General features: G+C 62.6%; 8 protein-coding genes and 1 tRNA gene. 1 reads left to right on the top strand and 8 read right to left on the bottom strand.

The window, feature by feature from the left end; genetic code table 11:
* Positions 1 to 260 precede the first annotated feature (260 nt).
* Positions 261 to 337 (top strand) — tRNA-Arg (locus CG51_RS16290).
* A gap of 318 nt (positions 338 to 655) precedes the next feature.
* Here CG51_RS16290 and tnpC read toward each other — a convergent pair.
* From tnpC to CG51_RS16250, 8 genes are all read right to left on the bottom strand, one after another.
* Positions 656 to 2155, bottom strand: coding sequence for an IS66 family transposase (tnpC, locus tag CG51_RS16285; RefSeq protein ID WP_035746780.1), 1500 nt, complete (start codon positions 2153 to 2155; stop codon positions 656 to 658).
* Positions 2156 to 2213: 58 nt separating this feature from the next.
* Positions 2214 to 2561 carry an IS66 family insertion sequence element accessory protein TnpB gene (tnpB, locus tag CG51_RS16280; protein WP_035746778.1) on the bottom strand — a complete coding sequence of 116 codons (348 nt, stop codon included), beginning with the start codon at positions 2559 to 2561 and terminating at the stop codon, positions 2214 to 2216.
* Positions 2558 to 2917: an IS66-like element accessory protein TnpA gene (tnpA, locus tag CG51_RS16275; protein ID WP_233141231.1), complete on the bottom strand. Its 360-nt coding sequence runs from the start codon at positions 2915 to 2917 to the stop codon at positions 2558 to 2560. Before tnpA ends, tnpB begins: the two co-directional genes overlap by 4 nt.
* A gap of 67 nt (positions 2918 to 2984) precedes the next feature.
* Positions 2985 to 3158: a KTSC domain-containing protein gene (locus tag CG51_RS16270; protein ID WP_051930758.1), complete on the bottom strand. Its 174-nt coding sequence runs from the start codon at positions 3156 to 3158 to the stop codon at positions 2985 to 2987.
* 8 nt (positions 3159 to 3166) lie between these two features.
* Positions 3167 to 5002, bottom strand: a complete 1836-nt coding sequence (locus CG51_RS16265) for an ATP-binding protein (RefSeq protein ID WP_035746772.1) — start codon at positions 5000 to 5002, stop codon at positions 3167 to 3169.
* Positions 4999 to 6222, bottom strand: coding sequence for an SIR2 family NAD-dependent protein deacylase (locus CG51_RS16260; RefSeq protein WP_198947700.1), 1224 nt, complete (start codon positions 6220 to 6222; stop codon positions 4999 to 5001). The genes CG51_RS16265 and CG51_RS16260 overlap by 4 nt, the downstream gene beginning before the upstream one ends.
* A 72-nt stretch (positions 6223 to 6294) precedes the next feature.
* The gene (locus tag CG51_RS16255; protein ID WP_198947699.1) at positions 6295 to 9687 is read right to left on the bottom strand and encodes a UvrD-helicase domain-containing protein; all 3393 of its coding nucleotides are present in this window, start codon (positions 9685 to 9687) and stop codon (positions 6295 to 6297) included.
* The gene (locus CG51_RS16250; RefSeq protein ID WP_035746770.1) at positions 9684 to 12338 is read right to left on the bottom strand and encodes a PD-(D/E)XK nuclease family protein; all 2655 of its coding nucleotides are present in this window, start codon (positions 12336 to 12338) and stop codon (positions 9684 to 9686) included. Before CG51_RS16250 ends, CG51_RS16255 begins: the two co-directional genes overlap by 4 nt.
* Between the last annotated feature and the right edge of the window lie 16 nt (positions 12339 to 12354).

The raw sequence follows: 12354 nt of genomic DNA, 5'->3' as shown, positions 1-12354 counted from the left end.
CTCCGAAGGCAGAGGCAAGTCAAGTGGCTTTGTTGTGGGTGTAGAAAATATCGATAGAAACCAAGGGTTTGGTGGAAGTCGATAGAACTGTGAAAATCGCTCTCTTGGTCGCGGAAGCGCCACGGAAGCAAACTTTAAGGAGGTTGTAGAGTACGAACGACGGAAGTTGGCGGCCCTCGGAACCGCATGAATGACGTTGATTCGAGTAACTGGTTTCGGGATTGACCTTGGTTGATCTCGCACACTATCAAAACGACGATGCACCCGTAGCTCAGCTGGATAGAGCGCCACCCTCCGAAGGTGGAGGCCACACGTTCGAATCGTGTCGGGTGCGCCACCCTCTTTTTGAGGTTGGCTTGATGGGTCGAGCCTCGCTCCCCTAAACTAATTTCAAATTTACAGCGTGCTTGTCGTAACCGTCACAATGGCGTCGGCTGCTTAATCTACGAATGACATGCTATGGAACTTAAAAAGCCCGTCGGACGCCAGCTTGATACCAAGCTGTTGGCTTGCCGTCAGGGGCAAGCCGTTTCCATCGTAAGCGAGCCATTGGGCAGCACCGGTGCGGGGCCTATCCAACGCGGGAATACGGATAAGCGTTCCTGATATAGGTGTTGAGGAATTGCCCTTTTGACGTAACCGTCCGGCGTGACCGCTATCCGTTCCAGCGCCACGGCATCAGGTCATCGACCTTGGTGATCTTGTAGTCGGGAATGCGGGCGAGAGTGTCAGCGAGCCAGGCGTGGGGATCGACGGCGTTGAGCTTGGCCGTTTCGATCAGGGTGTAGGCGATGGCAGCGGCGTTGCCGCCCGCCTCGGAGCCGACGAAGAGGTAGTTCTTCCGCCCGAGGGCGATGGCGCGCATGCCGCGTTCGGCGGTGTTGTTGTCCAACTCCAGGATGCCGTGGTCGAGGTAGGGGCGCAGGCGGTCCATTCGGGTCAGGGCATAGCGGATGGCGGCCGCGAGCGGGGATTTGCCCGAGATTTCCGTCAGTCTCATGGCCAGCCATCGCTGCAGATCGTCGAAGACCGGGGCGGCGTGAGCTTTGCGGAGTTCCGTGCGGCGGTCTGGCGGCGACCCTCGGGCTTCTTTCTCGACGGCGTAGAGCTGTGCGATCCGGCCGATGGCCTCTCCGGCGATCGGGGAGCCCTGCGACCGATGGATATCGACGAACTTTCGCCGGACATGGGCCATGCAGGCGACCTCGCGGATGGTGCCGGAGCGGTAGAGATCCTCGAACCCGGCATAACCGTCGGCGTGCATCCAGCCGCGGAAGCGGGCGAGGTGGTCCTTGGGATGCTGGCCCTTGCGGTCACCGGAGAAGCGATACCATGCCGCCGGTGGGGCCTGCCCGCCCCAAGGGCGTTCGTCGCGCGCATAGGTCCAGAGCCGGGCGGTCTGGGTCTTGCCGGTGCCGGGCGCCAGCATGCTGATCGGCGTGTCGTCGGCGAAGATCGCCTCGGCTGAGAAGACATGGCGCCCGATGGCGTCGGCCAGCGGCTCCAACAGGGCCGTGCTCTTGCCCACCCAGTCGGCCAGGGTGGACCGGTCCAGGTCGAGACCTTCGCGCTCGAAGATCTGGCTCTGGCGGTAGAGCGGAAGGTGGTCGGCATACTTGCTCACCAAGACATGGGCGAGGAGGCCCGGCCCCGGGCGACCGCGCTCGATCGGGCGCGAGGGCAGTGGGGACTGCACGAAGCGTTCACAGCACGAGCAGGTCAGCCGAGGGCGGACAAGCCGGTTCACGATGAACCGCCCGGGAACGTATTCCAGCTCTTCCGTCACATCTTCCCCGATCCGGCGCAGGCGCCCGCCGCAATCGGCACAGGCATCTGTGCTCGGTGTCAGCTCCACCTCCATTCGCGGGATGTGGTCCGGGATCGGACGACGCTTGGGTTTGTCCTTCTCCTCGATGTCCGGCAGCTTCATCCGCGCGGTCATCGCGGCGGCGGCGATCTCGCTGGTCTCAAGGGCCAGCTGCAACTGTTCCGCCGTCTCGGACGACGCACCAAACCGGTGCGCCCGGTGCCCGGCCAGCTGATGCCGGAGCTTCTCGATCAGGATCGCCTGGGCCTTCACCTCGGCCAGAAGCCGCGCGGTGAAGCTGCGCAGCTCCTCGGGGTCTTCCGGCAATGTCAGGGCCTGGGTGAGCATGCGGAAAGTTTATCCCACTGTATTACTTGTGGGAATCACTGATTGCAGGCGCCGTGGACTATCCCGCCGCCAGAGGCCGCCACGTCCGTTCCGGTGCCCGCCAGTCGATGCCTTCCAGCAGCATCGACAGTTGCGCAGGCGACAAAGCCACCTTGCCCTCCTTGGCCGAGGGCCAGACGAACCGACCCTTCTCCAGCCGCTTCATGAACATGCACGCGCCTTGGCCATCCCACCAGATCACCTTCACCAGATCGCCCCGACGGCCACGGAAGACGAACAGATGCCCGGCGAACGGGTCCTGCTTCAGCACCGCCTCGGCCTGCGCCGCCAGTGCCGTGAACCCCTTGCGCATGTCGGTGGCGCCCGCCGCCAGCCAGACCCGCGTGTTCGCCGGAACCGGGATCACGCCGTCACGCCCCGGATCAGCCGCGCCAGAGCCTCGGGATCATAGCTCCCGCTGATGCGCATCCGGTGCCCGCCCGCCAATTCGATCTCGATGTGGTTGTCGGCGGCAGGTGTTGCCCGGGCAGACCTGGTCTCCGCGACAATCTCCACAGGCAGAAAGCGCGCCTCCTCTGACGGGGGAAGAGCCGAGGCGGGGTCCGGCGCGTAACGGCGATCGCGCAGCCACTTGAAGATCAAGTTCGCATTCACCGCGTAGCGCCGCGCCACCTGGGCGACCGATACCCCCGGCGCCGCCGTCTGGAAGCAGATCGACCGCTTCTCCTCATCCGTCCAAAGCCGCTTCGTCCGACGCGCCACGTCATCACCACAGTGTCCACTATCAATGGTGGACACTATCCCGCACTCTCACACCGCGGCAGAGCGGTTAGACCGGACGGTTACCTTTTGACGGAGCTGCCATTAGCTGCTCATGCAATCCGGCAGGTACGTTGAAATACTGGTATATCGAGCCGTTCGTGAACTCGATTTCCAGCGTTTCACTACCGGGATCGTAGCCGATGGACGCGATGTTGCTGGAGGAAACAGGGTCTCTAAGCATGTGTCTTCCTATTGCTCATCTTCGTTGATGGGAGTTCGATCTATTGCAATGTTCCGTACGACAGCGGTTGTTCGTTGCGCCCGCCACGACGCCACCATGCGATCATAGCCTTCCGCCACGCGTCGGGTCCGCCAAGCTGCGCTTACTTCGGGGTCAGAACTGCGCGGCAAGCGATCTGCCGGGGGAAGCGATACACGGCAACGCACGGGCAGTCGTGCGGCTTCACCAGAGATGATGGTCTCCCCCGTCCGCAAGACTGGCAGTAGGTCCATGAGGCCTGATAAATTGTCAGGAAGAGCACCCTTCACGCGGCCGCGATCGGCTGGGTTGGAGAGGCGCAGTGCTATGAGCGTTCCGCACTGGGAGAGGATAGTCTCATCGATTTCGGAAGGGCGCTGCGAGACGAGCATGGCTCCAACTCCGTACTTGCGACCCTCTTTTGCGATGCGCTTCACGACATCCGCAGCGACATTGCCGCTATCTGGGCCCACGTACCGATGGGCTTCCTCCATCACGATCAGCAGGGGCCGGAGCACGCCACCTTCTGTCTTTTCCCGGCTCCAATAGAGCGCCTCGTAGACAACGCGGAGTATGGAACCAATCAGCCGGACCAAGACGCTGCTGGGTACCCCGGAGAGATCAAGGATTGTGATTGGGCGGTCGTGACCAAGCCAGCCGGCGAGCAGCGTATCAAGATCCTGTGCCGTTTGCCCGGCGAGGTCGGGCTCCCAAGGGCCGGGATGGAGGACAAAGTCGTACCGCCGGTCCAGAAGACGAGAGCGCAGCAGGTTAAGCGGGCGGCGGATGCCCTTAGCGGCCTGATTGAGGAACGGCCCAGCAGCTCCCATAGCGTGCGGCGTGTATCGAGGAGCGGTTAAAGTTTCCGGGTTGCCCGCTGCTTCGAGTGCAGGCTGGTCGCGCTGCGGCCCGGTGAATGTGGCTGTTTCAAAGTCAATCAGGTCATACCAGAGCTGCTTCAGCGAGAACGGCACCGGACTGTCAACCGTGAGGGATTGAGGGTCGAGCCCGGGCAGTGCGCCAGCGCCCAGCCGGTTTTGTTTCAACTCCTGAATCTTGTCGGTAAACGCCATCAGATGATTGTCGCTGAGGCTGCCAGCGATGAAGTCGAGCAGTTCTTCAGCTTCCAGCGCCCAATAGGGCACAAACAGAGGCTCCTCACCGGGGGACGGCGTAGCACTGAACGTTTTGGCGAGATCTCCGAGTGCAGCGGAATACTCCCCGTGCACATCCAATAGAAGTATCCGGGCGCCGCTAGTGGCTACACTATCCGACGAGCGAACTATGGAACGCAGTATACTCGCAACGGTTGTTGACTTACCTGAGCCCGTCGAACCGACGATGGCGCTGTGGCGAGTTACAAGCGCGTCGAGTGACAGCCGCACAATGATATTCTCGGCGCTTGAAAGCGTTCCAATTTCGACCTGATCTTCCTCTGTCCCGCCATATATGCGGAGGAGATCTTTCTGGGTCACCAAATGGACTGCATCATCAACATTGGGATGTTGACTGAGGCCACGCTCAAAATATTCGCCTGTGGCTTCGCCAGCCAGTTCGACCCGCATCCAGCGCCCGGTGTCCTGCCCGTCGGCTTCCAGAACGGCAACGGCATCCGTCACAGCTCCCGCCCCAATCTCGGCAACAACACCGTAGAGGTCCTGATAGCCAAGAGGTATACGGACAAAGCTCCCGACCTGACCAACACGGTAGGTATGACCAGCTATCATTGCCAGTCCGGACGAGAGGGATTCTGCCAGCCTTACGGTGATGGTCGAGCCGGAAACAGCACTTACCCTTCCGAGATAAGTAGGGTCGGTTGCACTCATGCCGGCACCTCAGTCGGATCAGCGTCGTCAACCACGAGACCCGCGGCAGCTTGGCGAGCCAGGTCCGGTGAGTAAGACAGCGCGCAGAAGCGACTAAAACTTGCAAAGTCGCCCAGGAGAAAGCCATCTCCGCTGCCACGTTTGCCCCAGAAACTTGAACGGATATCCCCCCAGTTCTTGGGCAAATCACCCAATCGCCACTGTCCGGAAATACCGCCGATTACAGCGGCATCCGAGGCGTAAACCGACAGGTTTGGGTGTTCGAACGCAAGCTTCCGTGCGGGCTCCTCTTCAGCAAGAGTTTGGAATTGCAACGCGATGACCGCTGCATTGGCATTCATTGCGAGCGCCTCGCCCAGCACCGCACAGATATGGGCATCTCGAAACGAGAAGCCCGTCGTCAGAAGTACCGTGTCCGGGGTCAACAAAAACCGCTTCAGTCTTTCGAACAACGCCGCATAAGGCTGCTTCTGAGTGAGATCGTATTTCAGGTGGTCTGGATATACGAGTTCGGTACAATCTGCACCTCCGCTCCTCACCACAGTACCATTGTCACTTTTCCAGCCGAGTGATCCGTGCAGTTTCCAAACGCGCGACCAACGCGGGGGCAAATCGTTGCCTTCCACAGTGACCGGATCAAAAAAGGGTGCATGTCCCCCAGAAAAGCCGTCGAAATACGGTGCTTTTGCCTGCTCGAAGGCGGATTCAATCAATAGGTCGTAGTTTGTCGTGAATATTTCTATGGGATGGGCTCGCTGCGTACCGCTCACCCAAGAGACCAGTTCGTGATATGGCGTTCGACCTTCAGGTAGCTTGGCGCCGACGATCTCTCCGATAGCTGCGCAAATCGACTTCCCCAACCCAGCATAGCCTGCACCATCCAGTCCGTGCATTGGCGTGTCCCCCAGCGCTGTCTGAAGGAGACGAACCTTGGACAATATGGTCTCGATGTTGCCGCCATCCGGCAGCGAGTTGCGGATTGCAGCCGCTGCGGTTGCTTCCGTTCCGGTAAGGTTCACCAACGCCTGGTCTGTCAGAACATTTACACCCGGGATCAGCGGCTGACCTGTGGGGTCAAGTTTGCCGTGTGCATCTACTCTTACGGATAGGGGGCCACCCGCGCCGATCAGAACACCAATGCGTTTGCGACCTTGTGACAAGATCTGGCGAAGATCCGCCATAAAACGATCTGGATTGTGCACCGTATCTAATGCGCTCATCGTTCCTGTTGCCTTCCCCGCACCTAAGTAATTGTGTTTGATGTTCGAATAAGATTGCCTGCTTGAACAGCGTTACAACGCGGAACTTTGTGAGGGCAGAACTGGTATGACCCCTCCGGGTGTCATCAGCACAATCAATCCGCGCTCTGCCCCGGTCATGTCGAGATAGGCCCTTACCTGTGCGCGATAATGATCGAGTTTCTCCGCCGTCGGCGTCACATCGCTTTTCCAGTCCACTATGACGGCGGGGCGGCCCTCGGCCGTCAGGGTCAGGGCGTCAGCGATCCCGACCGTCGCGATTTCCACGCCGTCGGACATCTGTACGGAGTAGACAGGAAATTCGGCAACAAGTTCCGGCCGCAAGGCTTTGACTTCAGGCAAAGCAAGAGTTCGGGTCACGCAGGCCGCCAATTCCAGCGCCGATAGTCCTGTCGCCGCGTCGGCAGCCGGAGCCTTGCCGAGGGCACGGATAAGCTCGCCAGCTCGTTTGGTCAGGGCGGCCTCCGCTTCTTGGACTTCACCTGTCAGCACCTCTTCCATGAGCTTGTGGAGGATCAGCCCCCGCTCGCGGCCGCCCTGTACGAGGGCAGCGGTTTCCAGCGCGGGGCCAGGGTCATCGGACGATCCCGTCCAGAGGGAGGTTTCTTCGTCTCGCAATACGGTTCCGGCGGCATTTTCGTCACGGCTGGGCGTAAGCCAGGTCAACCGCGCCTGCGCGGCATTGATGGCTTCGGCTTCCTCGGCGAAGCTCGCACGTGTCTGGGTGTTGTCTGCGCTCGCACCGGCGGCTGCGAGACCGGCAGGCAGGTGAGATACATCCAGACCTGGCAGGTCGACCAGCGACAGGTCGACGAGACCGATCCAAGCTGATTTCGAGGGTGTGACATCGAGCCGAGGCAAGACGAGGAGTTCACGGGCGCGAGTGGCCGCGACATACCAAAGCCGGATACGTTCGCGGTCCAGCTCATCCTTCTCTGCTTGGCGCGCTGTTTCGTAACCCTCGGGCGTAACGCCCACAACTGGGCAATAGAAGGTCTCGGTATGACGTTCGATAATGGCGTTGTCGGGCGCCATGACGGCGGTCATGGTGTTGATTGGAATGACGATTGGCCATTCCAGCCCCTTGGCCGCGTGCATGGTGAAGAGCGCTACCGCTTCCTCCTGCGCGTCGGGTCGTCCCTCAACTGCGCGGGCCTCGTCGGACCACGCGGCTGTCATCGCCTCGGAGAAGGCGCGCAGGCCGCGCACAGCGTAGCCAGTCGACAGACTAAGATAGAGATCGACATTGGCGAGCGCACGCTCGGCCTGACCGCGATGGCGCTCAAGGAGAAGCGGACGGACGCGCAACACGTCTACGGCCTGCGAGAGTAGCTCGTGCGGGGTCGTACTGTTGCCGCGCCGGGAGAGCGATTGCAGCCGCTCGATGACATCGCGCGCGAGCGGATGCATGATGAAAGCAGGGTCGATGCTGAGGTCCAGGCGCGGAATCCGATCCGGTTGTTCCTCCGAGCGGGGAAGTCCCCAGATGATGTCCAGCAGATTTTCTTCGGTGAGGCCAACCAGCGGCCCGCGCAGCACCGCGCCGAGCGCGAGCGTGTCGCGGCGGTCGGCCAGAACGCGGGTCAGCGCGATCAGATCCTGCACCTCCTGGCGGCGGAACAGCCCCTTGCCGGCCTGGGTCGCGACAGGGATGCCGCGGCGTTCCAGGGCTTCCTCATAGCGCCACAGCTCCGCGCCCGTTGGCGCCAGCAAGGCGATGTCGCCCGGCTGGCAGGGGCGCTCTGCGCCGCTGCGACGGTCGATGATGGGGTGGCTTTCGATCAGCCGGGCGCACAGCTCGGCGATAGCGTCGGCTTCGGCGTCGCGCTGCTGTTCGGCGCTGGCCTTGCCGTTTTCGTCGGCCACGGCGATGTCGAGAGCCGCCACGCACAGGCCGCCCCGATCGTCATGGAACGGGTCGAGAGCGGTGAAGCCCGGCTGGCCATCGGCCGAGGGAACGGCCTCAAAGCGTTCATTGACGAATGTGAGGATCGAGGCGCAGGAGCGGAAATTGGTGGAGATCGACAGGAGACTGTCGGCGTCCTGGGCGCGGAAGGCATCACGTGCCTGCACATAGGCGCCGACATCGGCGCCCCGGAAGCGATAGATCGCCTGCTTGGGGTCGCCGACCAGGAAGAGCGCACCCGGCCGGATTTGGAACCGCGTCCAGTCATCATGGTCATCGACCGGCTCGCCACACAACCGCCAGAAGATTTCTGTTTGCAGGGGATCGGTGTCCTGAAACTCGTCGACGAGGACATGGGCGAAACGCTGTCCCAGAGCTTGGCGCACGGCGTCATGGTCGCGGAGCAAGTCGCGAGCAGCAAAAATCAGATCGTCGAAGTCGAGGTGGGCGCTGGCGCGCTTGTGGTCGCGGTAGCGTTGCAGGATCGGACGCGCTTCGTCGATCAGCGCGGCCAGGGCATGACCGGCGACGGCCTGCGCCAATGAAACCCAAGCGTCGCAACAAGAGGTGTAGTGTGTTTCGGCGGTGTCGTTCAGCCGGTCGCCATCGGCCTTGGAGAGGCCGGCCTGTTTGGCTGTAGCGGCCCATTTGCCCTTTTTGCGGTAGGACGCGAAGGTGCCGGTCTTGGTGCAAAGGTCCGGGTGTGGTCGCGCGGTCAGGAGCCGAACAAGGCCCGCAGGCGTCGCAGGATTAGGGCCGTTCGCCACGTCGGCCGCCATTTCGGTCAGCCGCTCGACGATTGTAACCGTTTCTGGCTCGGCCGCAGCCACGCCTTCCATAAAGCTCGCGAAATCCGCTGTGGCTTGCCGGAACGCCGCGAGGTGGCCGTCAAGTGGAGAGACTGGCGGCGCTGTGAGTGTGGGGCGACGGCGCATATTCTCGGCGATCTTGTGGATGAGCGCCACGGTCTCACCGGGGCTGTGCAGCACCATCTCGGCCAGGACACCGCCTTGACCGCCCGACAGGCGTTCGCGCAGCCAACCATCGACAATCTCAAGGAAGGTGAGATCGGCCTGGTTACGATCCATGACGCCTGCGCCAGGATCGATGTCTGCCTCCGCCGGATAGGGCTTAATCAGGCGCTGGCAGAAGCCGTGGATGGTCGAGCAGGTGATTTCGTCGATCGCTGCGCTGGCGGCGGCAAGATTGTCGCGATGGGCCTTGCACAACCCATCAGGCAATGCCACGCGCAGCTCGGTCGCAATTGTGCCGACAGAGAGATCGGCGACGAACTCGCGGACACGCGATAGCAGCTCACTCGCTGCGAGTTCGGTGAAGGTGACGGCGGCAATGGAGCACGGCGCTACGCCTTCGGCCAGCATGGCAGCGATGCGGCCAGCCATGACGGCGGTCTTGCCTGAGCCCGCGCCAGCCTCGACCAGGATCGAGCGATCATGGAGGCTTATCGCGGCGCGGCGCGCACCGTCGTCTTGCAGTACCTTGGACACGCAGTTCATCATTCCGCCTCCCAGACCTGAGCGACTTCGCCAAGCCGCTCCGTGGCGGCAGGCATTTTGCGTTTGCAATAGGTGGCGCTGGCATTGGCCGGCAGGGCGAAGGCCAGATCGTCATAGTCGCCGCCGGTGTCCGGGCCAGGCAGGGCCGCGCCTCCGGCGAGACTCGACCGTGCCGCGCGCAGATAGCCTGTGAACTCCGCCAGCACGGCCTCGGGATCGTCGAGCTGGAGATCGACGGGCTCGCGCGGGTAGAGCAGCGAGGCGCTGATGGTGACATCGTCGCCGAGAAGCGCCTTCACCGCGAAGGCGTAAAGACAGCGCTGAAGCTCGCGTCCACCATTCAGACGTATCTCGCCGCGCGGCGGCCGTCCGGTCTTGTAGTCCCGTACGAGGGCGCGCTTACCATCGCCCGAGATGTCGAGCCGGTCGATATAGCCCGCAATGTTGAAGCCCGTTTCGGGGATAGCGACCGGCGCATTCGGATCCCAGGGCGTCTCTGCCTCGGATTTCGGCTCGGAGCCGCCGAAGGGCACCTCTCCGTAGGAGCGTGTGCCCGGATGGACATCATCACCGTAAGTCAAGGCTCGGCTCGCCAGCACGCGAGCGTCGTCGAGCGTACGGCTCCAGATGACGGCTGGTGGAACAGGGCGCTCGCTTTCCCAATCGGCGGCGACGGATTGTGCAGCCCGCGCGATTGCGGCTTCGATAGTCGCGGCGTCGGCGGAGGCGAGCCCCTCTCCGGTCTCAAGGTCGCGTAAGGCGCGGTCGAGAACCAAGTGAACGAGATCGCCGGTCCCGAGCGCGTCGAGCACAAGCGGTTCAGCGCTGCTCTGTGGTTCACGCCATCCGAACGCATAGACCCACACGAAACTCAACGGATTGCGCAATAGACGGCGAAGCGAACTGGCCGACTGGGTGCGGCCGAGGATGGCGAGAATAAGTGGATGATCCGCCCGCACGAGCCCGTCATGGGGAGTGATCTCAGCCTGCCGCCAGTCACGCCAACAGCCCAGCGCACCGACTGCTTGCGGATCAGCAGCGAACTCCTGGGGCCGGGCCATGAGGCGGTCGGTCTCGCTGAAGGCGTGCGCTGGCGTCGCGTTGCGGCGCAGATAGGTTTCGTCGCCGCGCCCGGCGAGCAGAGGACTGCGCCCGAGCAGACGCCCGTCGCTGTCACGTCGGGCGCGCGACAGGACTATGGTATCGGCTGTCGTCGCGAGGATCGTCTCGAAGTCGCGGCGGTCGGCGAGGTTGACTGGCAGAGGGTCGAGCACGGGGGTCGGAATAATATGGTGCGGGATCAACCGATCCTCGGCTATTCCGCGCGGCCAGCGAGAGGAATTCAACCCGAGGAGCCGCACGAAGCGGCGGGGCGATGCCGCGAGCGCGCTGGCCGGCATCCAGGCGATAGAGACGCACGCCTCCAGTTCGTCGTCCTGCTTCAGGGCTTCCAATGTCGTATCGATCGAGGCAGCAGGACCGGCGAGCAGCGCCTTGCGCCAGATCGTGAGGGCGCGGCCCGTGAGGAAAGATTCTCCGATCTCGCTGGCGGCTTCCGATCCTTTCACAAGAGTCTTGACTGCCATGCGTAGCGCCGCAACGTGGTCGGCGCCGTCGGGCCAATCCTCCGGCGTCAGCCTGGCCAGCAGGCGATTCCATGCCTCCGGGGTCGAAAGCGGCGCATCGGTCGGCAGCACCCGCAGCCAGCCTTCGGGCAGGGTCTCGAAAGGCCCGCAGTCCCGGCAAAGCGCTGCGAGACGGCGTAGCCGCGACTGCGACAGGCCGCGGATCACAATGTCGGCTAGCGCCGCAGCAGCCTGGCCCTCGCGGGTAGTGACAGTGCGGATACCATGGACGAAGTGCAGGTCTGTATTGGCATCGGTGCGCAGGGCCATGAAATGATCGTCATAGTCTGCGGGCGAAGCGGTCGCGATGGCGATCTCCGAAGCCGGTACACCCGAAGAGAGTAGTCTTCGAGCCCAGCGCATCGCTTCAATAGCCTCGTGATAGGACGTCGCCGCGCTCACGGAGCTGATTCCCGGCGTCTGCTCCGGCGCGCCCGCGATCGTGACGCCACTGCCCTCCAGCCATGCTGGCACGCTTCTTGGGCCGGCCGTCCATTGCACGGGGATATAAGCCGTGAGGGCCTGGAGCAACGGCCGCCAGCAGGGCGAGAGTTCAGTAAGCCCAACGATTTCAATCGAACCAAAGACCGTCTGCGCATGAGCGATACGGGCGTTTGCGGCCGTGACGATGTCGAGCGGTCGCATCATACCAGGCGGAAGCTGCTCGAGAACGGCAGCTTCCAATTGCGCGAAAGCGGCGAGACGTGGATGGTCGTCCCCGTGGGTGGCAAGATTGATGCCCGCACGCCATGCTTTGTGAAGCGTATCGACCGCCGCGTCGATCATGCCCGGGAGAGCCTTGATTTCCTCTAGCTCCCCCATCGGGGTAGCGGGCAGAGCTATTTGGATGGCCGCACGCAGGCTGTCGTCATCAATGGGGCGCGCAAAGCCGCCCGCTAGCCGAACCGCGGCCTGCTCGAAGGACATAATCTGAAGACCGTGCCGGCCGCTTCGGGCCGCCGCCAGGCGACTCTCACGCATGGCAAGGCGGCCATGAACGACCAGAGTGGATCGATGCGAAAGGGTCATAACCGTCTTCCTCCTC

Origin of the sequence: Haematobacter missouriensis, assembly GCF_000740775.1 — a bacterium.
In the GTDB taxonomy this organism is placed as follows: domain Bacteria; phylum Pseudomonadota; class Alphaproteobacteria; order Rhodobacterales; family Rhodobacteraceae; genus Haematobacter; species Haematobacter missouriensis.
This window is presented reverse-complemented; position numbering and strand designations above follow the sequence as displayed.